15 protein-coding genes are annotated in these 21213 nt (G+C 73.7%); 9 read left to right on the top strand and 6 right to left on the bottom strand.

The features are described 5' to 3' along the window. Nucleotide 1: 1 nt before the first annotated feature. From PUR53_RS39215 to PUR53_RS39200, 4 genes are all read right to left on the bottom strand, one after another. Nucleotides 2-289: an acyl carrier protein gene (locus PUR53_RS39215; RefSeq protein WP_329911530.1), complete on the bottom strand. Its 288-nt coding sequence runs from the start codon at nucleotides 287-289 to the stop codon at nucleotides 2-4. Nucleotides 290-507: 218 nt separating this feature from the next. Then, entirely contained in the window at nucleotides 508-2220 is a 1713-nt protein-coding gene (locus tag PUR53_RS39210; RefSeq protein ID WP_329911528.1) for an acyl-CoA dehydrogenase, read from the bottom strand. Continuing rightward, the gene (locus PUR53_RS39205; RefSeq protein WP_329911526.1) at nucleotides 2217-3878 is read right to left on the bottom strand and encodes an acyl-CoA dehydrogenase family protein; all 1662 of its coding nucleotides are present in this window, start codon (nucleotides 3876-3878) and stop codon (nucleotides 2217-2219) included. Before PUR53_RS39205 ends, PUR53_RS39210 begins: the two co-directional genes overlap by 4 nt. Then, the gene (locus PUR53_RS39200) at nucleotides 3875-5629 is read right to left on the bottom strand and encodes a fatty acyl-AMP ligase (protein ID WP_329911524.1); all 1755 of its coding nucleotides are present in this window, start codon (nucleotides 5627-5629) and stop codon (nucleotides 3875-3877) included. The genes PUR53_RS39205 and PUR53_RS39200 overlap by 4 nt, the downstream gene beginning before the upstream one ends. 247 nt (nucleotides 5630-5876) lie before the next feature. Between PUR53_RS39200 and PUR53_RS39195 the strand changes: the two genes are divergently transcribed. From PUR53_RS39195 to PUR53_RS39170, 6 genes are all read left to right on the top strand, one after another. Then, a complete protein-coding gene (locus PUR53_RS39195) occupies nucleotides 5877-6731 on the top strand; it encodes an ABC transporter ATP-binding protein (RefSeq protein WP_443078089.1) in 855 nt (284 codons plus the stop codon). Beyond that, the gene (locus PUR53_RS39190) at nucleotides 6728-7696 is read left to right on the top strand and encodes an ABC transporter permease (protein WP_329911523.1); all 969 of its coding nucleotides are present in this window, start codon (nucleotides 6728-6730) and stop codon (nucleotides 7694-7696) included. Before PUR53_RS39195 ends, PUR53_RS39190 begins: the two co-directional genes overlap by 4 nt. A gap of 96 nt (nucleotides 7697-7792) precedes the next feature. Next, entirely contained in the window at nucleotides 7793-8962 is a 1170-nt protein-coding gene (locus PUR53_RS39185) for an LLM class F420-dependent oxidoreductase (protein WP_329911521.1), read from the top strand. Continuing rightward, on the top strand, nucleotides 8949-9662 hold the full coding sequence (locus PUR53_RS39180; protein ID WP_329896556.1) for a thioesterase II family protein: 714 nt from the start codon (nucleotides 8949-8951) through the stop codon (nucleotides 9660-9662). Before PUR53_RS39185 ends, PUR53_RS39180 begins: the two co-directional genes overlap by 14 nt. Before the next feature lie 63 nt (nucleotides 9663-9725). Next, on the top strand, nucleotides 9726-10550 hold the full coding sequence (locus PUR53_RS39175; protein WP_329896557.1) for an SDR family oxidoreductase: 825 nt from the start codon (nucleotides 9726-9728) through the stop codon (nucleotides 10548-10550). Nucleotides 10551-10598: 48 nt separating this feature from the next. Beyond that, on the top strand, nucleotides 10599-13250 hold the full coding sequence (locus PUR53_RS39170; RefSeq protein WP_329911520.1) for an amino acid adenylation domain-containing protein: 2652 nt from the start codon (nucleotides 10599-10601) through the stop codon (nucleotides 13248-13250). A gap of 54 nt (nucleotides 13251-13304) precedes the next feature. On the opposite strand, the gene PUR53_RS39165 is transcribed toward PUR53_RS39170, so the two are convergent. After that, nucleotides 13305-15983, bottom strand: coding sequence for a LuxR C-terminal-related transcriptional regulator (locus tag PUR53_RS39165; RefSeq protein WP_329896559.1), 2679 nt, complete (start codon nucleotides 15981-15983; stop codon nucleotides 13305-13307). A 180-nt stretch (nucleotides 15984-16163) separates the two neighbouring features. Beyond that, complete coding sequence (locus tag PUR53_RS39160) at nucleotides 16164-17876, bottom strand: IlvD/Edd family dehydratase (protein WP_329896560.1); 1713 nt, start codon at nucleotides 17874-17876, stop codon at nucleotides 16164-16166. Nucleotides 17877-17925: 49 nt separating this feature from the next. Between PUR53_RS39160 and PUR53_RS39155 the strand changes: the two genes are divergently transcribed. The 3 genes from PUR53_RS39155 (at nucleotide 17926) to PUR53_RS39145 (ending at nucleotide 21059) form a co-directional block, all read left to right on the top strand. Continuing rightward, complete coding sequence (locus PUR53_RS39155) at nucleotides 17926-18750, top strand: IclR family transcriptional regulator (RefSeq protein WP_329911517.1); 825 nt, start codon at nucleotides 17926-17928, stop codon at nucleotides 18748-18750. A gap of 81 nt (nucleotides 18751-18831) precedes the next feature. After that, nucleotides 18832-19890, top strand: a complete 1059-nt coding sequence (locus PUR53_RS39150) for a zinc-dependent alcohol dehydrogenase (protein ID WP_329911617.1) — start codon at nucleotides 18832-18834, stop codon at nucleotides 19888-19890. Between the two features lie 35 nt (nucleotides 19891-19925). Then, nucleotides 19926-21059 carry a PP2C family protein-serine/threonine phosphatase gene (locus tag PUR53_RS39145; RefSeq protein ID WP_329896562.1) on the top strand — a complete coding sequence of 378 codons (1134 nt, stop codon included), beginning with the start codon at nucleotides 19926-19928 and terminating at the stop codon, nucleotides 21057-21059. Nucleotides 21060-21213: the final 154 nt, after the last annotated feature.

The following is a 21213-nucleotide window of genomic DNA, read 5'->3' as shown; positions in this document are numbered from 1 at the left end:
GTCAGGCCTGCTTCTCGCTCGTGCTCGCCGCCGCTGCCGGCTGCCCGCCCACCAGCTCGGACAGGGCCGCGCTCAGCGCGTCGACCGTGGGGTGGTCCCAGGTCAGCGCGTCGTCGACGGTGACCTCGAACTCGTCCTCGATGTCGGCGGTGATGGCCAGCGCGGTGAGGGAGTCCAGGCCGTAGTCGGCCAGCGGTACGGACGTGTCGATGTCCTCCGGCGAACGGCGCAGATAGGTCGCCACGCGCGCGGTCAGCCAGGTGTGCACGTCTCGGTTGCCAGCGGTCATGAGGGGGTCTCTTTCTGAGCGGGTGAGTGAGGAGGAACGAGGGCCAAAGCGCACGGCGGTGGGCGGCCGGGCGCGACGACGGTCCGCGTGACGGTTGCGGCGCGGTGCCGCCTGTCACGGGCGAGGGGTCATCGGAGGGCGTACGGCTGACGGCGGGCGCGGCCTTCAGCGGCGTACGGCTCCCGGTTCGGCTCGGGTACGAGGCCTGCCGGGGGTCGTCAGAGGGCGAGCGGCCTGCCGGTCAGGCCGAGGGAGCGGCCGGTGTCCCGGCGGTCCAGGAGCTCGGCGAAGAGCGCGCTCTCCACCTGGGCGGGCAGTGGGCCGGGTCCGTACGGGCCGGGGGCCGAGCGGTGCAGAGCCGCGCGCAGCCAGGCGGGGTCGGCCAGGAAGTCGCCCGGCGGGGCGTGCCGCCAGACCTGCACGCAGACGGTCCGGGACAGCAGGCGCACATACCGGGTGACGAGGTCGTAGTGCTCGGGGCGGGCGTCGACACCGAGGTCCACCGGCGACAACCCCCCGCACACGGCGGCCAGTTCCGCCAGGTCGGTGCGGTCGGTGCCGACCGCCGTACGCAGGTCCGCGTGCTCGGCCGCCCAGGGCGCGTCGGCCAGGGCGTGCAGCGACCCCGTCACGGGGTCGCGGCCCCCGGCGTGCAGCGTCAACCGGTCGGGACGCAGCGGCGGCAGGGCCTCCGCGAGCGCGAACAGGTCGCCGGGCGGCTCGGTGCCGGGCCGGGACCAGGTGCGGCGGGACAGCAGCGGGAGCTGGGGCAGCAGGCTCATCTGGCAGGCGGCGCGCGCGATGTGCCCGAAACCGACGGGCGCGAGGTCGCGCAGCAGCTTCTGGAACAGCGCGGTCGGCCCCTCGCGCAGATAGAAGTGGGCGCCGAGGAGTTCCGCGAGCCGGTCCATGGCGCCGAGGAGCAGCCGGGACACCTCGAACTTGACCGCCGAGGCGTACACGCTCGCCGCGCCGGGCACCAGGTGCAGCGCACGGGCGCCGACCGCGCCGAGCGCCTCGGCGCGCAGCAGATCGGCGAAGACGCCGGTCAACTCCGAGCGGACGTGCGGGAGGTCGGTCGCGGCACCGCCGTACAGCCGGCGCGCCGTCAGATGGTCGACGGCGATCCGCAGTCCGGTGTCGAGGATGCCGGTGGCCATCGTGGGCAGGACGGTGCGGGTGATCTGCAGGGCCTTCAGCGCGGTTTCCAGGCCGGAGCCGACCGGGCCGAGGATCGCGGCGGAGGGCACGGGCAGGTCGTCGAAGACCAGGCCGCCGAGCTGGACGCCCCGCATGCCCACGGTGCCGAAGCGCGGCAGGTCGGTCAGGCGTGCCGGGTCGGCGCCCGCCCGGTCGACGAGGACCAGGGAGTGGCTGCGCGGGCCGGGCCGGGGGTCGGTGCGGGCGAGTACGACCAGGGCGTCGGCGCGCCGGATGTTGGTGACGACCTCCTTGCGGCCGCTGAGCCGCAGCGAGCCGTCGGCCTCGGTGGTCGCGGCGAACTCCGTGCCTGCCATGTCGTTGCCGTGCGCGAGTTCGTGGAAGGCGATGGCGATGCGCCGGCCGTCCAGGAGCAGTCCGGCGGCGTGTTCGCGCTGCTGTTCGTCGCCGGCGGTCCACAGGGTGACGCCGGCGATGAGCGAGCTGGCGCCGTAGCCGAGGCCGAGCGCGGGGTCGCGGCGGTAGAGCGCGCGCATGACCTCGGCCAGGTGGTCGACCCGGTCCAGGCGGCCGCCCAGCTCGGGCGGGACGAACTCGGCGTTCAGTCCGTAGGAGTGCAGCAGCGACTCGCCGGCGGTGAGGGTCTCGGCGCGTTCGTCGGCGGCGAGGATCGCGTGCGCGCCGGTCGGGTTGGCCGGGTCGGCGAGGCTGCCGAGCAGGTGCTCCAGTTCGTTGGCACGTTTCGGGGCGAGGCCCGTGGCGGTGGTCATGCGGCGCCTCCCGTCAGGGTGAACTCCGGTGCGGGGCACCGCAGGACGGTCTCGGCGAGGGCGTCGAGGACGTCGTCGCCGTCCGCCCCGAGCAGGGTGGTCAGGCAGGCCCGCAGCCACAGGTCGTCCCCGCCGAGCCGTCCGGTGCGCAGGGGTGGGTTCTCCAGCCACAGCAGCAGGCAGGCAGCCGCGGCGTAGGCGCGTTCGTAGGCCTCGGCGAGGCTGAACGCCGTGCTGGGGAGGCCGCCCGCCACCGGTACGAAGTCCGCCGACTCCGCCTCCAGTCGGGCAAGTTCGACCAGCAGCCGGTCCAGGAGCGGTCCGGTCTCCGGGGTGGTCCGCGTCCGTGCGCGGGCCGCCAGGTCGGGCAGGGCCTGCACGGCGCTGCATCCCGTCACGGACAGCAGGGTCAGCCGGGCCGGGTCGAACGGGGGCAGGGGTGCGGTGAGGTCGGCGGCGGCGCGCAGTCCTTCGGCGTCGGTCCTGCGGCGGCTCAACTGGCGTGTCAGGCGCGGCATCTGGTTGAGGAGGGCGGCGCGGTTGACGGCGGTACTGCCGTCGAAGATGCCGCAGATGCGGTGGTCGCGCTCCAGTTTGGCGAAGCCGCCGCCGGGGGGTGAGGTGAGGAAGCCGCGTACGCCCAGCAGTTCACCGAGCGAGCCGAGCGTCTCCTGGGTGAGGGTGGGGACGTACGCCTTGGTGATCGCGGAGATCGCGCTCAGTTCCCCGGGCAGGGTGTGCACCGAGCGGACGGAGAGCAGGCTCACCGCCTCGGCGGTCAGTGCGGCCGCGGCCGCCCGGCCGAGGATGCGGCGGACGTGCGGGACGTCGGCGAGACAGCGGCCGTACAGTTCGCGGCCGTTCGCGAAGTCCCGGGCCAGGCCGAGGGCGTGGTCGGCGGCGCCCAGGGAGAGCGCGGCGCAGGTGACGCGGGTCAGCTGGAGCGTCTTGAGGACCACGGGGATCCCGTCGCCCTCCTCCCCGACGAGCGCGTCGGCGGGGACGGGGGCGGCGTCCAGGGCGAAGCCGCTGATATCCGCGCCGCGGATGCCGTGCGTACGGACCTTCGGCAGGTTCCGCCAGGCCCCCTCGGGCAGTCGGCGCCTGTCCACCAGGAAGAGGCTGAAGCCACGTGCGCCGCCCGCCGGGTCGGTACGGGCGAGGACACAGGCGAGACCGGCGCGGGAGGCGTTGTTGATGAGCCACTTCTCCCCACTGAGCCGCCAGCCGGCGGGCCCACCGGCTCCGGTCTCGTCGGTGGTCGTCGCCGTGAGCTCACCCGCCAGCAGGTCGGCGCCGTGGTCGCGTTCGGTCAGGCCCCAGCAGACCGGTTCGCCGGCGCGGACGCGGTCGGCGAGGGCGGCGGACTGTTCCGGGGTGCCGGCCACCCACACCGGTGCCGCCCCGAGGAACGTCTTGCCGTGGGCGATGGCGACGGTCAGATCGCGGCGGGCGACCGCGCGCAGCAGCCGTACCGTCTCGGCGAGGTCGCCGTCCTGGGGCAGCACATAGCTCGCGGGCAGGCCGGCGTCGTCGAGGACACGGACGGCCCCGTCGGGGAACTCCTCGCGCTCGTCGAGCCCGGCGAGCGTCTCGGGCGAGAAGACGTCGTCCTCGTGGGCGGTGAGCAGCGACTCCAGGTCGGCCGTGGTGGTCATCGTCCGCTCACCCGCCGGTGTTCGGCCAGGGCCGCGGTCAGCAGCGTGTCCTCGCCGAGGTGCAGGGTGTCGAGGTCCCCGGCGAGGTAGAGCGCGCGCATCGCCGCGCGCTGCACCTTGCCGCTCGTGGTGCGCCGGACGCCGCCGGGCCGGACCAGGGCGACCGCCGCGACGGGCACGCCGAACTCCCGGGCCACGGTCTGTTTCATGTCGACGGCGATCTGGCCGAGCCGCTCCGCCCCCCAGTGGGCGCGGATCTCGTGGACGGCGACGACCGAGGGGGTGATGTCCGCTCCGTCGCCGTCGCCGACCATGAAGACGGCTCCGTGCAGGCCCTCCAACTCCTCGTGCTGGGAGCGGAGTTCGTATTCGATGTCGGAGGGGTGCAGATTGCGTCCGTGCAGGACCAGGACGTCCTTGCGGCGGCCGGTGATGTAGAGGTCGTCGTCGAGCAGCGCCCCGAGGTCGCCGGTGCGCAGGAAGGGTCCGCGTCCGTCGTCGGTGCGTGCCCGGAACGTCGCCTCGGTGACGGGTTCGTTCGCCCAGTAGCCCGCGGTGACGCAGGGGCCGCTGAGCCAGATCTCGCCGATGCGGCCGTCGGGCAGGGCCTCGCCGGTGCCGGGGTCGACGATCAGCACGTCGGACCCGGTCGGCGCCCCGCAGCCGACGAGCACCCGGGAGGCTTCCGTGCCGGTGGCCGGCCTGAGGTCACGGTTCTCCAGGGCCGCCGCGTCGACCGTGGTCCGCAGGGGCGGCCGCCCGGTGGTGCCGGACGCCATCAGGGTCGCCTCGGCCAGGCCGTAGACGGGGATGAGCGCCTCGGGCCGCAGGCCGGCGGCGGCGAACCGCTCGGTGAAGGCGGTGACGACGTCGGCGCGGACCGGTTCGGAGCCGTCGGCGAGTTTGACCCGGGAGAGGTCGAGCGTGGCGAGCTGCTCGTCGGTGACGCGGCGGACGCACAGCTCGTAGCCGAAGTCGGGCGCGGCGGTGAATCCCACACCGCAGGCGTCCAGCATCCGCAGCCAGTGGTACGGCCGGCGCAGGAAGGACATGGGGTCCATCTGCACATAGCCGCTGCCGGACAGGAGGCCGGGCAGCATCAGGCCGATGAGACCCATGTCGTGGTAGAGGGGGATCCAGCCGCCGTAGACGGTGTCGCTGTCGTTGCGGAAGGTCTCCACCATCCGCTCGACGTTGGCGACCAGGTTGCCGTGGGTGACCATGACCCCCTTGGGGTCGCCGGTCGATCCCGAGGTGTACTGCAGCAGGGCCAGGGTGTCGGGGGACACCTCGGGGACGGTCCAGGCCTCCGGGTCGCCTTCGCCGGTGTCGGTGGTGTGGCAGACGGCGCCGACGATGCCCTCCTCGGCCACCCACTTCTCGACGTCCGGCAGATCGCCGCTCTGCGTGAGGACGGCGCGCACCCCGGCGTCCCGCGCGATGGCGGCGAGCCGGCGGCGTTCGTGCCGGTAGCGGCCCGGCAGCGGGGCGGGCACGGCGACGACCCCGGCGTACACACAGGCGGAGAAGGCGGTGGTGAATTCAATTCCCGGGGAATAGAGGAGAAGCGCCCGCTCCCCTGGAGAGAATCGTTCCTGGAGCCACGCCGCAATACGCCGGGAATGCCGGTCGAGTTCCGCTCGATTGCGTACCGTGCCACTGAAATCGCTGAAATCGGAAACGAAGGTCACTGCAGGCTGCCGCGGATTACGCGCTGCCCGTTCCGTCAGCTCCGTGAGTAATTCTCGCACGACAAGAACCGTACTTGATCATGGTTCTCGAATCTGCCCCGAAGTCTTCAAGCGCATCTAAAGCAAGTCCATCGAACGGGCAAGAAACCTTGACGTTCCCATGATCGACCGAGGTCGGGGAGGGGCGTAGAACGGTTCCGTGCATGCGTCAACCAGGTCGGCCGTCGTCATCGACGACCTCCACAAGAAATATCGGGCGAACCATGCGTTACGCGGAGTCGAGCTGGAGGTGAGAACCGGTGAGGTCATGGGCCTGCTGGGACCGAACGGAGCAGGCAAGACCACTCTGGTGAAGATTCTGACGACGCTTCTCAGGCCGGATCGGGGACGCGTTCTCGTGAACGGCTGGGATGTGTCGGAAGAACCGGAGAAAGTGCGCTCGACCATGGGAATGGCCGGCCAGTATTCGACGGTCGACGGGCTGCTCACCGGTTTCGAGAATCTGTATCTCCTCGCGAAACTGCGCGGGGTCGGGCGCCGTACGGCGCGCCGTGTCGCGGATGATCTGCTGTCCCGGTTCCGGCTGATCGACGTGGCGGGGCGCCCGGCCGGCGCCTACTCGGGCGGGATGCGCCGGCGGCTCGATCTGGCCGCCGCCCTGGTCGGCTCCCCGCCCCTGGTCGTGCTGGACGAGCCCACCACGGGCCTCGACCCCGAGAGCAGGCTGGACACCTGGGAGGCGGTCGGTGAACTCGTGGCGGGCGGCACCACGATCCTGCTGACGACCCAGTACTTGGAGGAGGCGGACCGCCTCGCCGACCGGATCACCGTGATCGACCGGGGGGAGGTGGTCGCCGAGGGCACCAGTGACGCGCTCAAGGCGACCGCCGGGAACCGGCTGGTCGTGCACGTCGCCGAGGACCACCAGCTCGACGCCGCCGCCCGCGCCGCCGGGCGGGCCACCGGCACGGCCCCGACCGTGGACCGCCGCGCCCGGCGCGTGGAGGCGGCCGCCTCCGACGGGCGGGCCGCGCTCGGCCGCGCCCTCGCCGCGCTGGAGAGCGAGGACGTCGAGGTGCTGGAGATCGGCCTCAGCCGCTGCACCCTCGACGACGTGTTCCTCGCCCTGACCGGGCACGCCGGACGGGAGGCCGCCCGATGAACGCCCCCGTACGCGCCCCGGACACCGGCGGCACCCCGGACGCTCTTCCGCGCCGGACCGATCACGCCCCGGTGGCGGCCGCCACCGGCACCGGCACCGGGAGCGGGAGCGGGAGCGGCCTTCCCGCGAGCCGTCCTCCCGGGATCCGCCGGACCGCGGCCCGCCGGATCCCCGTGCTCCGCGTCGTCGCGGAGAGCGCCGACCTCGCCCTGCGCAATCTGCTGCACCTGCGGCGCTCCCCGGGCCTGCTCATCTCCTGCCTGGTCGAGCCGGTCGTGTACGCCCTGCTCATCGGCTACGTCTTCGGCAACAGCCTCGGCGGCCCGGCCTACCGCTCCTACATGATGGGCGGTCTGATCGCGCAGACGGTGGCCTTCACCACCACCTTCACCACCGTCGGACTCTCCAGGGACCTGGAGCAGGGGATGGTCGACCGCTTCCGCGCGCTGCCGATCTCCCGGGTGGCCCTGCTGCTGGGCCGGACCACGTCCGACCTCGTCACCTGCCTGGCGAGCGTCGCCGTCACCACCACCTGCGGCCTGCTGATGGGCTGGCGGGCGCACACCGGGCCCGTCGAGGTCGCCGCCGGGGTCCTGCTGGTGCTGCTGTTCTCCTTCGCCATGTCGTGGGTCGGCGTGTTCGTCGCCCTCGTCGCACCGAACGCTCAGGTGGCCGGCAGTCTCGGGCTGATCTGGCTGTTCCCGGCGACGTTCATCTCCTCCGGGTTCGTCTCCGGCTCGAGCCTGCCGGGACCGCTGTCCACCGTGGCCGCCTGGAACCCGATTACCTCGCTCGCCAACGCCCTGCGCCGACTGTTCGGCAACACTCCCCCGCCGGACTTCCACGTGCCGCACGACTGGCCCGCCCAGCACCCCGAGCTGTACACCGCGGGCTGCTCGGTGCTGCTCGTCGCCGTCTTCATCACCCTGTCGACCTGGCGCTACCGCACCCGCACGAGCCGCTGACCGCTACCGCGCCCCACCACCGCGCATGAGACCGCGCCCCGTGACCGCGACAACGATCGCGACCGCGCTTTTCGTACGCCCCTCACAGGAGCCCCCATGCCCGTCCCCGCCCTCCGCCTCGGCCTCAATCTCGGCTACTGGGTCGGCGGCAACGACGCCTCCAACCTCTTCCTCGCCTCCCTGGCCGAGGACCTCGGCTACTCGGCGGTGTGGGTCTCGGAGGCCTACGGCTCCGACGCCGTCACCGTCATGTCCTGGATCGCCGCCCGCACCTCCCGCATCGACGTCGGCAGCGCGGTCCTGCAGATCCCCGCCCGCTCGCCCGCGATGACGGCGATGACCGCCGCCACCCTCGACACCCTCTCCGGCGGACGGCTCCGGCTCGGCCTCGGGGTGTCCGGCCCCCAGGTCTCGGAGGGTTGGCACGGCGTCAGGTTCGCCGCGCCGCTGGGCCGTACCCGCGAATACGTCGGCCTCGTACGCCAGGCGCTGCGCCGGGAACCCCTCGCCCACGAAGGCCGCCACTTCACGCTGCCGCTGCCGGACGGCCCCGGCAAGGCGCTCGCCCTGACCATCCGGCCGCCGCGCGAGCGGATCCCGGTCTACCTCGCCGCCCTGGGCCCCAGGAACCTGGAGCTGACCGGGGAGATCGCCGACGGGTGGCTCCCGGTGTTCTTCTCCCCCGACCACGCCGCCCAGCAGTTCCAGCCGCTCAAGGCCGGCCTCGCGACGTCGGGGCGCACCCTCGCCGGGTTCGACATCGCGCCCGGGGTGCCCCTGGTGACCGGCCCCGACTGGCGGACCTGCGCCCGCCGGGTACGGGGGTACGCCGCGCTGTACCTCGGCGGCATGGGCGGACGGGAGGACAACCACTACACCCGGCTGGCCGAGCGCATGGGCTTCGGCGACGGGGCCCGTGCCGTCCAGGAGAGGTTCCTGGCCGGCGACTACCCCGGTGCCATGGCCGCCGTACCGCTCGAATTCCTCGACGCCACCTCGCTGCTCGGGCCCCGCGAGCGCATCGCCGAACGGATGACGGCGTTCGCCGAGGCCGGCGCCACCACGCTCAATCTGATGCCGGTGGGCCCGGGGCTGCCCGGGCCGGACCGCGCCGCCGACGCGCTGCGGATCGCCGTCGAGGCGGCGGAACTCGCCGGCCTGCTCACGACCACCCGAGTCCCCGAAGGCCCCCGTACACGAGGGCCCTACGACGTACAGGACGCACAGGACTCCCGAGGAAAGAAGCCCACCCATGACCACGCATGACACGACCAAGCTGATCTGCCTGCCGTACGCCGGTGCGGGCGCCTCGTTCTACCGGCCCTGGAAGACCCTCGCCGGGGACGCGCTGGAGATCGTGCCCCTGCAACTGCCCGGCCGTGAGCGGCTGATCGACGAGGACCCGTACCGGGACGCGCACCGGGCCGTCGACGGGCTCCTGGCGCAGCTGAGGGAAGAGCTCGGCGAGGGCGGTGGGCATCGGGTCGCCGTCTTCGGGCACAGCCTCGGTGCCGTGCTCGCCTTCGAACTCGCCCACCGGCTGGTCGACGAGCCGGGCGTCGAGCTGCTCCACGTCTTCGTCAGCGGATCGCCGGAGCCGGCCCGGGGGCGCGAGCGGCGGGCCACCGGCCTGTCCGACGAGGAGTTCCTCGCCCGGGTCGGCGACTTCGCCGGCTACCACCATCCCGCGCTGGACGACCCGGAGATGCGCGAGATGATCCTGCCCGCGCTGCGCGCGGACGTCGAGATGCACGAGAACTACACGCCCTCCACCGACCTTCCGCTGCAGGCACCCCTCACGGTGGTCCGGGGCGAGGACGACGACCTGGTCGGCTACGACGACGCCGAGTCCTGGAGCAAGGTGGCCGGCCGCGACTTCGAGCACGTCGAGGTCCCCGGGGGCCATATGTACCTCACCGACGCCGCCCCCGCGCTGGTCCGGCTGATCGTCTCGACGGTGCTGTAGCCGCCCCGCGTCCTGCTCCCTCCCTCCCTCCCCCAACGAGCCTGATTCCCCTAGGAGTTCTCGATGCGTCTGCACGGCAAGTCCGTCCTCGTCACCGGCGCCGCCCGCGGACTCGGCAGGGCGACCGCCCTCGCCTGTGCCGCCGAGGGCGCCGACCTCACCCTGCTGGACCTCTGCGCCGATCTGCCCGGGGTGCCCTATCCCCTGGGCACACCCGGGCAGTTGGAGCACACCGCCGCCCTGTGCCGGGAGGCGGGCGCCGCCGTCCTCACCGCCGAGACCGACATCCGTGACCTACGGGCCGTACGGGAGGCGGTGACCCGGGCCGAGGACCGGTTCGGACGGATCGACGTCGTCGTGAACAACGCGGGCATCGCGGCGCCCTCGGGCAAGCCGGTGCACGAGATCGACGAGGAGGAGTGGTCCCTGATGATCGACGTGGACCTCTCCGGGGCCTGGCGGGTGATCCGCGAGGTCGGCAAGGCGATGACCGCCCGCCGGGCCGGGAGCATCGTCAACGTCGCCTCGACGGCCGGGCTCGTCGGCTACCGCCACTTCGCCGGGTACGTCGCCGCCAAGCACGCCGTCGTCGGGCTGACCAAGGCCGCCGCGCTCGACTACGCGCCGTCGAAGGTACGGGTGAACGCGGTCTGCCCGGGCTCGGTGCGCGACGACGCGAAGGTCGAGGGCCGCATGCTCGGCGAGATCGCCAGGGCCCTCGACGTGCCGGTGGACGAGCACGAGAAGACCTTCGTCGAGGCACAGCCGATGAACGCGCTGATCGAGCCCGAGGACGTCGCGTCGGCGGTGCTCTTCCTCGCCTCGGACGAGTCCCGGCAGGTCACCGGCTCGGTCCTGACCGTGGACGGCGGATTCAGCGCCCGCTGAAGCCCGCGCACACCGTCCGACCTCCCCGAACGACAAGGAGTACCACCCGTGTCAGGCTCCCTCCCCTCCGCGGCCCGCTGCCACGCGGTGCGCGTCCGCTGGGACCGCTCCCCCGACCTCGCGGCCCTTCCCGGGGTGTGGATCGAGGACGTGCCCGTGCCGGCGGCCGACCCGCTCGCCGAGCGCCTCCGCCACGCCGAACTCGCCCGCCCGGCCGACGCACCGCGCAGGGTCCTGCTGCGCTACACCGACGGCCCCTGCGATCTGGTCGTCGTGGCCCCACGCGACGGGTGGGACCGTACGGCCCTGGGCAGGCTGGCGGCCGGCGACCCGCTCGGACCTCGAACCGCCCGCGCCGAGCCCTCCGTTCCCGCGACCGCACCCGTTCCCGTTCCCCCCTCCGCGACCACTTCTGCCCCCGCGCCCGCCTGGGGACTGGCGGACGGTGGCCCCGCAGGCCCCCACCACTTCGCCCTCGGCGACGGGGGTGACGAGGCGAGCTGGCTCGTCGCCCTCGCCGTCACCCTGCGGCGCTACGACCCCGACGGCACGCCCGTCATCGGTACGGACCACGGCTCCTTCACCGTCGAGGACGCCCCCACGCTCGGTGAGCTGAAGCCGTCCTGCGCGGACGGGCCCGCACTCGTCGGTCTGCTCTTCGACGAGGCGGAGGTGCCCGGCGCGTACGTGCCCTGTCTGGCACCGCCGTTCCCGCTCACCCTGTCGGTCTTCAGGGACGCCGACGGCTGGCGGCTGCGCTGCGACCATCTCGGCACGCACGTCTCCACGGAAATCGCCACCCAGTTCACCCGGCACCTCGTACGTGCGCACCAGCGCCTCCTGGCCGCGCCGGGGACCGGTGTCGGTGACGTCGACCTGCTGGACGACGCCGACCGCGACCGGGTCGCCGCGCTCGGCCGACCGCCCCGCCCGCTGGTCACCACCCCGGTCGGCGTGCCCGAGGCGTTCGCGCGGATCGCGGCGGCGACGCCCGACCGTGTCGCGGTGACCGACACCGGCGCGGAGCTGACGTATCGCGAACTCGACGAACGGTCCGCCCTCCTGGCCCATGGCCTACGCGCGCACGGCGTCACCGCCGGGGACCGGGTGGGCGTGTGTCTGGAGCGCACCGCCGAGCTCGTGGTCGCCGTGCTCGCCGTGCTGAAGGCCGGCGCGGCCTATGTGCCCGTCGACCCCGCCTACCCGGCGGACCGCATCGCCCACACCGCGCGGGACGCGGGCCTGGGCGTGGTGATCAGCCGGTTGCCCGAGTTCCCGGACGTACCGGGCTGCGCGGCCGTGACACCGGACGACCTGTGCGCGGTGGCGGACGGGCCCGGGGACGCCACCCCCCTGCCCGCCGTCGACCCCGACGCCGCCGCCTATGTCATCTACACCTCGGGTTCCACCGGCCGCCCCAAGGGCGTCGAGGTGCCGCACCGGAACGTGCTCGCCCTGATCGACGCGACGCGCGACGAGTACGGGTTCGGCTCGGACGACGTGTGGACCTGGTTCCACTCCAGCGCCTTCGACTTCTCCGTGTGGGAGATCTGGGGCTGCCTGCTGACCGGGGGACGGCTGGTCGTGGTGCCGTATTTCGTCTCCCGGGAACCGGACAGCTTCCGCGATCTGCTGGTGTCCGAGCGGGTCACCGTGCTCAGCCAGACCCCATCGGCGTTCGCCCAGCTGCTGGACGTGGACCACGCCCAAGTAGGCGTCAGGCTGGTGGTGTTCGGCGGTGAGCCGCTCGACGCGCGCATGCTGCTGCCCTGGTTCGACCGGCACCCCGAGTCGGTCTGCCGGATGGTGAACATGTTCGGCATCACCGAGACGACGGTCCATGTCACCCAGCAGACCCTCACCCGGCGGCTGGCCCTCGCCGGCAGCCGGTCCGTGGGGCGCGCGCTGCCCGGTTGGCACCTGTACGTGACCGACGACGCGGGACGGTTGCTGCCGCCGGGTGTGGCCGGTGAGATCTGCGTCGGCGGCGCCGGTGTCGCCCTCGGTTATCTGGGCCGGCAGGAACTGACCGCCCGCCGCTTCGTGCCGGACCCCTTCACCGGCGGGACCATGTACCGCAGCGGGGACCTGGGCCGTCTGCGGCCGGACGGGCGGCTCGAACACCTGGGCAGGATCGACAGCCAGGTCAAGATCCGCGGTTTCCGGATCGAACTCGACGAGATCCGCTCGGTCCTGCTGGAGGACCCGGACGTGCGGGCCGCGGCCGTGGTGGTGCGCCGGGACGACCCGACCGACGCCGCCACCGCCGGGATCGACGCCTATGTGGTCCTCAACGGCGGCAGCACGTCGACGGTCCGCGACCGGGCGGCGGGCGTCCTGCCCGACTACATGCTGCCCGCCACGGTCACCGCCGTGGACGCGCTGCCGCTGACGGCCAACGGCAAGCTCGACTCGGCACGGCTCCCGGCGCCGGGGGCCGCCGGCGCGCCCGCGCCGGACAGCGGACCCGTCACGGACGACGACCTCACCGGTCGGCTGCGGGAGATCTGGAGCGAGGTCCTCGGCAGGCCCGTCGGCCTGGACGACGACTTCTTCGAACTGGGCGGCAACTCCCTGTTCGCCGTCCGCATCGGCGCGGCCCTGCGTGCGCACGGTCTGCCGGCCCTGCGGCTGCGCGAGCTGTACCGCCATCCGACCGTCCGGGACACCGCCAGGAACCTGTCCGCCACGAGCGGCTGACGCGGGGGCATCACCACAGCCCCGGAGGGGCATCACCACAGCCTTGGAGAGGCGTCAGAGCAGCCGCAGCTCGCGGGCACGGCGTACGGCGTCGTTGCGCCGGTTGACCGCGAGCTTGCGGAAGACGCTCTTGAGGTGGGTCTTGACGGTGTTGACCGACAGGCACAGGTCGGCGGCGATCTCCTCGGTGGACATCATCCGGTCCAGACGCCGCAGCACATCGCGTTCGCGGCCGCTCAGCTCCTCCACCACCGGCGGCCGGTCCTCGGGCCGGGGCGGCCCGGCGGGTTCGGGGGTGAGCCAGCCGGCCGCGAGGCCCCGCAGGGGGGCGGTGTCGAGCACGGGCCGGAGCCATCCGCCTGCCTCGGCGAAGGGCCGGCGCAGCCGCTCGCGCCGGGCCTCGTGCAGCGCCTGGGCGAGGAGCCTGCGCACGGCGGCCGGGTCGCCCATCGCGTGCGCGGCCTCCGCACGGACCAGCAGGGCCCGTACGGTCACCGCGGGACCGGTGGGGCTCTCGGGGCGCAGCCCGTCCAGCAGTTCGAGCGCCGCGAGGGGCGTGCCCGCGGCCAGGCGGGCGCGTGCCTCGCCCACCGCGCACACCGGCTGGTGGCCGGGCACGGCGTGCAGCAGTTCGGCGGCGGCCTCGGGCCGGCCCCGGGCCAGGTGGGCGGCGGAGGCGACCAGGGCCGTGTGCCCCTGCGCCCAGGGCGAGGCGACGTCGGCGGTCACGGCCGGTTCGGCCACCGCCAGGGCGGCCCGGGTGTCGCCGCGGGCCAGCAGCAGCCGGGCGGTGGCGAGGGCCCGGCCGGCCTCGGTCACCGGGTCCCGCATCGCGGGCCGGGCCTCGGCCGCCGCGTCGAGATGGGCGCGGGCCAGCCTCAGCTCGCCCCGGTCGACGGCCACGGCCGCGAGGACCAGCCGTGCGACACCGAAACCGGACGGCTGCGGCAGGCTGTACCGCTCGGAGACGGTCAGCGCCGCCGTGGCCTTGCGTTCCGCCCTGCCGAGCCAGCCGTCGAGGTAGTCGATGAGGGCCAGTCGGCCGAGGGAGTCCTCGCGGGGGAGCGCGGTCGACACGCCGTCGGTGCCCTCGGCGACGAGGGACAGGGCGGCACGCGCCTCCGCCAGGTGCCCGGCCCACAGCCGCGTGGAGCCCAGATGGGCGAGGAGCAGGGCGGTGAGTTCGGGGTGCCGGTCCAGGAGGTGGGCGGGGACCTGGTCGCGCAGCCGCTCGGCGGTTCCGGCGGCCTGTTCCGCCCGGTCCGGTGAGCCGGTCAGCCGGGCCGCCAGCGTCTCCAGCAGCAGCGCGCTCAGCCGGGCCGCCGCCGGGCCCGGTTCGTCCCGGGCCTCGGCCCGGTCCTCCTCCCCCGCCAGGCTCCGCTCCGCGTGCCGCAGATGGGTCAGGCCCCGGTCGAGTTCGCAGCGGGAGAGCTCACGGGCCGCCCGTACGAGGTCCGTGGCGGGGCTGGTGGCCCCGGGGTCCATCCGGGAGAACAGGTCGGTGAGGTCGTCGGAGCGCAGGCCGGTGAAGAGCTGGCCGATGGCGAGGTCGTCGACGAGGGCGCCGGCGGTGAACTCCCAGTCGCCGGCGGCGGCGCCGTGGCCGAGCGCCTCCGGGAGCATTCCCGAGTGGCGCAGCCACTGTGCGGCGCGGCGGTGGAGCTCGGGTTCCAGGCCGGGGTCGCGCATCCGCAGATGGGCGCGGAGGATCTCCGCGAAGAGGGGGTGCAGGCGGTACCAGGCGTGGCCGAGGTCCTCGACGAACGCGTTCCCCCGGTGCAGGGCGGTCAGGATGGCCTCGGCGTCGGCGCGTCCGGTGAGCACGTCGGCCAGCTCGGGGCGGAACCGTTCCAGGACGCTGACCCGCAGGAGGAGGTCCTGTGTCTCGGGGGTCTGCCGTTCGAGGACCTCCGCGAGGAGGAAGTCGGCGACCGCCGTGCGTTCGGCCTCGAACCGTTTGAGATACGTCTCCGGGTCCGGGGTCTCGCGCGCGGCCAGGGCGCACAGCCGTAGACCGGCCGCCCACCCCCGGGTGCGCTCCACCAGCGCTTGCGCGACGGGCACCGGGAGCCGTAGGCCGTGCAGGTCCAGCAGGACGGCCGCCTCCTCGGGGGTGAAGGCGAGCTCGGCGTTCCTGATCTCCGTGATGTCGCCGGCGGTCCGGTGGCGGTGCAGCGGCAGCAGGGGTTCGGTGCGGGTGACGAGGATCAGGCGGACACCGGACGCAGCGTGGTGCAGGACGAACTCCAGTTGGTCCGCGATCTCCGGGTCGGTGACCCGGTCGTACTCGTCGAGCACCACGATCACGGGCCGTTCCAGGGCGCCCAGTTCGGTGGCGAGCCGGGTCAGCAGGGTGCGGTCCACTCGGCCGGCGTCGGCCGGGCAGCCGATCCCGGCCGGCAGGGGCACGTCGGCGGCGCGCAGGGCCTGGAGGAGGTACGCCCAGAACATGCCGGGGCCCTGGTCACCGGCCTCGGTGGTGAGCCAGGCGACCGGCCGGTCCCGCCGCGCCGCCCAGTCGGCGACCAGCAGCGTCTTGCCGGCGCCGGCGGCTCCGTTGACCACGGTCAGCGGCGTGTCCAGGGCCTGGTCGAGGTGGTCGAGCAGACGCTCGCGCCGCAGGAACGTGGCGGGCCGGGCGGGTACGGCGAGCCGGGTGGGCAGGAACGGGTCGCCCTGGGGATCGACACCGGGGACGGCCGACCCCGCGACTCTCTCCCCGGACCTCACCATGGCTCCACCACCATCGGTCGTCGGACATCGAGCAGCACTCCTGGTCCCCGTTCAGGATCCCAGCGTTCCCCCGGGCCCGCGCGCCGCGCAGCCGCAGAGGGCGCCGCCGGGGCTTCGGTGACCGTCACACCCCGTACTCGATCACCGACCCGGCACGGCTGCGCATGGCGCTAGAGAGCGTCAGTGCGACTCCCGGCTGACCTCGGAGCCGCTGGAGCCGAGGAGGAAGTCGAGGTCGGCACCGGTGTCCGCCTGGAGGACGTGGTCGACGTAGAGGCGTTCCCAGCCGCGCCGGGGAGCGGCGAAGCCGTCGACGGTGGCCGGGTCCGGCTTGCGCGCGGCGAGTTCGTCGGCGGGTACGTCGACGTCGATACGGCGGGCCGCCACGTCGAGGGTGATGAAGTCGCCGGTCCGGACGAGGGCGAGGGGGCCACCGGCCGCGGCCTCCGGGGCGACGTGCAGGACGACGGTGCCGTACGCCGTGCCGCTCATCCGGCCGTCGCAGACGCGGACCATGTCACGGACGCCCTGTTCGAGGAGCTTCCTCGGCAGGGGCATGTTGGAGACCTCGGGCATGCCCGGGTAGCCCTTGGGGCCGCAGCCGCGCAGGACGAGGACGGAGTCGGCGTCGACGTCCAGGTCGGGGTCGTCGACGCGGGCGTGGAAGTCCTCGACGGAGTCGAAGACGACGGCCCGGCCCCGGTGCCGCAGCAGATGCGGGGAGGCGGCGGCCGGTTTGACGAGGGCGCCGTCGGGGGCGAGGTTGCCGCGCAGGACGGCGATGCCGCCCTCGGCGACCAGCGGGGCGGCGCGCGGGCGGATGACCTCGGCGTCCCAGACCTCGGCCTCGTCGAGGTGGGCGACCAGCGGTTCGCCGGTGACGGTCAGCGCGTCGGGGTCGAGCAGATCGCGGACCTCGCGCAGCACGGCGAGCAGTCCCCCGGCGCGGTGGAGGTCCTCCATGAGGAAGCGCCCGGCGGGCTGCAGGTCGACCAGGACGGGCACCCGGGAGCCGATGCGGTCGAAGTCGTCCAGGGTGAGGTCGACACCGAGGCGGCCGGCGATCGCCAGCAGGTGGACGACCGCGTTGGTGGAGCCGCCGATCGCGGCCAGCGCGACGATCGCGTTGTGGAAGGAGGCCCGGGTCAGGAACGTGCCCGGCCGCCGGTCGGCGCCCACCAGGTCCACGGCCAGCCGGCCGGTGTGGTGCGCGGCCTCCAACAGCCTGCTGTCGGCGGCCGGGATGCCCGCCACACCGGGGACCACCGTGCCCAGCGCCTCCGCCACCAGGGCCATCGTCGACGCGGTCCCCATGGTGTTGCAGTGCCCCCGGCTGCGGATCATCGCGGACTCGGAGCGGGTGAACTGCTCCTGGGAGAGCGTGCCCGCCCGGACCTCCTCCGACAGCTGCCACACCCCGGTGCCGCAGCCCAGCAGGCCGCCGCGGAAGGTGCCGTTGAGCATCGGCCCGCCCGGGACCACGACCGCGGGGAGGTCCACCGAGGCGGCGGCCATCAGCAGCGAGGGGATCGTCTTGTCGCAGCCGCCGAGGAGCACGACCCCGTCGATGGGGTTGGCCCGCAGCATCTCCTCCGTGGCCATCGCCGCCATGTTCCGCCACAGCATCGCGGTGGGCCGCACGTTCGTCTCGCCGAGCGACACCACCGGCAGGTCCAGCGGGATGCCGCCCGCCTCGTACACGCCGTTGCGCACCGAGGCCGCGACCTCGTCCAGGTGCGCGTTGCAGGGGGTCAGGTCCGAGGCGGTGTTGGCGATGGCGATCTGCGGCCGTCCTGTGAAGGCGTCGCCCGGCACTCCGCGCCGCATCCACGCCCGGTGGATGTAGGCGTTGCGGTCCTGTCCCCCGTACCACTGCGCGCTGCGGAGCGTCACCCGGCGTCCCTTCCGACTATCGGTACGGCGGTCTACAGTCTGGAACGCGATGAAGCATACGCAGGCGTACGGGAGTGCGACAGACCCCCCGGAGGGTGGCCCGGCGGGCCCCGGGGGCGGCCGAGTGGTCGGGGCGGACCGGGTGTTGGCGGTCCTGAAGGAGCTGGCCAGGTATCCCGGCGGGGTGGGGCTGGAGGAGCTGACCCGGGTGGTCGGCAGCCCCAAGCCGACGGTGCACCGGGCGCTCGGCGCGCTGCGCCGGGCCGGGCTCGCCGACCAGGACGCGCGCGGTCGTTACGGGCTCGGCGACGAGTTCCTGCGCATGGCGTTCGCGCACCACGAGGCGCGGCCGGAGCACGTCCGTGTCCGCCCGGTGCTCGAAGCGCTGGCGCACCGCTTCGGCGAGACCGCGCACTACGCGGTGCTGGACGGCCGGGAGGTCGTGTACCGGGCCAAGGTCGACCCGCCCGAGGGTGCCGTCCGGCTGACGTCGACGGTCGGCGGACGCAACCCCGCCCACACCACCGCCGTCGGAAAGCTGCTGCTCGCCGGGCGGTTGGGCACCCTGGCGGAGGTGGAGGCGTGGACCGGCGGCTTCCCCCTGGACCGCCGTACGCCGCGGTCGCTGTGCACGTCGGCCGCGCTGCACCGGGAGCTGGCGGCCACCCGCGCCCGGGGCCACGGCGTCGACGACCAGGAGAACGAGACCGGGGTGACCTGTCTTGCGCTGCCGGTGTTCCTGACCTCGCCGACGGTCCCGTCCGGTGCGGTGAGCGTCAGCGCGCTCGCGTACCGGACACCCCTCACGACCCTGGTCGGCGCGCTCGACGAGATCCGCGCGCTCCTCGGGCCCCTCGGCGAGCCGCAACGATGAGGCCCCGCCCGGCATCCCCTCTGAAGACCCCTTTCCCGGCCGCCCCGCATCCGACCGCCCCTGGAGAGACCCGTGAACCTCATGCGCGCGTTCGTCCTCACCGCCCCCGGCTCCTACGAGGTCCAGGAGGTCCCGGCGCCCGTGGCCGGGCCCGGGGAGGTCGTCGTCGACGTGGAGCGGGTCGGGGTGTGCGGCACCGACATGGAGTTCTTCACCGGCACCATGGCCTACCTCCACCAGGGGCACGCCGCCTATCCGATGCGGCTCGGCCACGAGTGGGCCGGGCGGGTCTCGGCGGCCGGGGAGGGTGTCGACCCGGGCTGGGTCGGCCGGCGGGTCATGGGCGACACGATGCTGGGCTGCGGTGACTGCCGCCGCTGCCTGCGGGGTCACCAGCACGTCTGCGAGCGGCGCCTGGAGGTCGGCATACGCGGGGGCCTGGCGGGCGCCCTGGCGGAGCGGCTCGCCGTACCGGCGACGTCCCTGCACGCCCTGCCGGACTCCGTGGACGCGGTGCTCGGCGCGCTGGTGGAGCCGGGCGGCAACGCCCTGCGCGCGGCGGAGGCGACCGCGACCCGGCCGGGGGACCGGGCGCTGGTCCTGGGTCCCGGGACGATCGGGCTGCTGGTCGCGCTGTTCCTCCGGGCGGCGGGTGCGGAGGTCCACCTCATGGGCCGGGACGCCGGTTCCCTCGCCTTCGCGCGCGGTCTGGGCTTCGCCCACACCTGGACGGAGGACACCCTCCCGGACCTCCCCTTCGACGCCGTCGTCGACGCCACGAACGCGGCCCATCTGCCGGAGCGCGCGCTGGAGTTGGTGGAACCCGGCGGTCGGGTCGTCCACATCGGGCTGGCCGCCGTGCCCAGCCGGATCGACACCCGCGCGCTCGTCCTCAAGGACGTCACGGCCGTCGGTGTCCTCTCCGCCTCCCCCGGCCTCGACGCCACCGTCCGCGCGTACGCCTCCGGCACGATCGACCCCCGTCCGCTCGTCGCCGCCACGGTGTCCCTCGATGAGGTCGGCCCGGTGCTCGCCGGTGAGCGTCCGGCGAGGGCCGGGGCCGGGCCGAAGGTGCACGTCGATCCCCGGCTCCGGCCGCTTCGGCGGGGCGGTTCCCGCCCGTGGGAGGACCCGGCTTAACGTACGGGGAGATCACGATCTGCCCGGGAGTCCGCATGGCCGGGAGCCGCCGGAAGAGACCTGTCGAGTCCGTCGACGCCTTCGAGGCCATCGAGCCGCCGCGCAACGCCGAACTGATCCTCGGCGTGCTGGCGGTCACCGCCGTGGTGGAGGCGCTCGGGGTGCTGTCCCGGTCCGAGGTGTGGCTGCTCGGGCTGCTGGTGTTCCTGCCGGGCACGGCGTCGGCGCTGTGCACGGTCCGGCAGACGGCGTTCGTCGCCGCGTGGACCACGCTCGTGGTCACCACCACGGCGGTGGTGCGCAACGTCGACGCCGACCGGTGGCTCGACCGGCTCCTCCTGGTGCTGCTCACCCTCGCCCTGGGCACGGCGTCGGTGTACGCCTGCCACCGGCGGATCGGGCGCGAGCACGAGATGTTCCGACTGCGTTCCACGGCCGTGGCCATGCAGCGGCACATCCTGCACCCGCTCCCGCTGCTCACCGACGACGTCCTGGTCAACGGTGTCTACGAGCCCCTCCAGGAGGACCGGCTGGTCGGCGGGGACATCTACGACGTCGTCGCCTCGCCCTGGGGGACGCGGGTGCTGATCGGAGACGTCCAGGGCAAGGGACTGGCCGCCGTGGGCGCCGCGTTCGCCGTCATCGGCACCTTCCGCGAGGCCGCCCACCGCGAGCCCACGCTCACCGCCCTGGTCGACGCCCTGGACGCGGCGGTCGTCCGGCACAACTCCTACGCCGAGAACACCGGTGACGACGAGCGCTTCGTCACCGCCCTGGTGGTCGGCATCGACGCGCACGGCGAGGAGGTGCAGGCCGTCAACTGCGGGCACGTCCCGCCGCACGTGCTGCACGAGGGCACGGTCACGACGGCCACGCTGGACTCCGGGGTCCCGCTCGGCCTCGCCGAACTGGCCCTCGAACCCACGATCGTGAGCTGGTTCGCGTTCCCGGAGGGCGCGACGCTGCTGCTGAGCACCGACGGCCTCACCGAGACCCGGGCCGCTGACGGCACGTTCTACCCGGTCGACGAACGCCTCGCCGAGCATCTCGACGTCTCCCCCACCGACCTGCCCCGGACGCTGTACGAGGACGCCCGCGCGTACGCGGGCAGCGGCGGCCGGCACGACGACGTGGCCGTCCTGACGGTCCGCCGGTCACCACGCCACTGAACTGGGACCGAAAAGGGTTTCCGCAGCGAGGGACGGGGGCGCGTGTGACGTCTGCGTGTCCTGAACCGTTTGCCCCGTGAACTCGCCTCTCTCCCACCTCCCTTGACACTTCAACAGCCCGCTCCTACGTTGCGAAAACCTTTCAGGTCGCTTT

Source organism: Streptomyces sp. SP18BB07 (assembly GCF_036322545.1).
GTDB classification, from domain to species: domain Bacteria; phylum Actinomycetota; class Actinomycetes; order Streptomycetales; family Streptomycetaceae; genus Streptomyces; species Streptomyces deccanensis.
The sequence above is the reverse complement of the archived record's forward strand: the minus strand, read 5'-3'. Positions and strand labels throughout refer to the sequence as shown.

Coding starts and splice junctions, on each gene's coding strand:
- PUR53_RS39210 (WP_329911528.1), bottom strand. CDS start 2,220: ATGACCACCGCCACGGGCCTCGCCCCGAAACGTGCCAACGAACTGGAG.
- PUR53_RS39215 (WP_329911530.1), bottom strand. CDS start 289: ATGACCGCTGGCAACCGAGACGTGCACACCTGGCTGACCGCGCGCGTG.
- PUR53_RS39190 (WP_329911523.1), top strand. CDS start 6,728: ATGAACGCCCCCGTACGCGCCCCGGACACCGGCGGCACCCCGGACGCT.
- PUR53_RS39195 (WP_443078089.1), top strand. CDS start 5,877: ATGGGCCTGCTGGGACCGAACGGAGCAGGCAAGACCACTCTGGTGAAG.
- PUR53_RS39185 (WP_329911521.1), top strand. CDS start 7,793: ATGCCCGTCCCCGCCCTCCGCCTCGGCCTCAATCTCGGCTACTGGGTC.
- PUR53_RS39165 (WP_329896559.1), bottom strand. CDS start 15,983: ATGGTGAGGTCCGGGGAGAGAGTCGCGGGGTCGGCCGTCCCCGGTGTC.
- PUR53_RS39175 (WP_329896557.1), top strand. CDS start 9,726: ATGCGTCTGCACGGCAAGTCCGTCCTCGTCACCGGCGCCGCCCGCGGA.
- PUR53_RS39180 (WP_329896556.1), top strand. CDS start 8,949: ATGACCACGCATGACACGACCAAGCTGATCTGCCTGCCGTACGCCGGT.
- PUR53_RS39145 (WP_329896562.1), top strand. CDS start 19,926: ATGGCCGGGAGCCGCCGGAAGAGACCTGTCGAGTCCGTCGACGCCTTC.
- PUR53_RS39205 (WP_329911526.1), bottom strand. CDS start 3,878: ATGACCACCACGGCCGACCTGGAGTCGCTGCTCACCGCCCACGAGGAC.
- PUR53_RS39150 (WP_329911617.1), top strand. CDS start 18,832: ATGCGCGCGTTCGTCCTCACCGCCCCCGGCTCCTACGAGGTCCAGGAG.
- PUR53_RS39155 (WP_329911517.1), top strand. CDS start 17,926: ATGAAGCATACGCAGGCGTACGGGAGTGCGACAGACCCCCCGGAGGGT.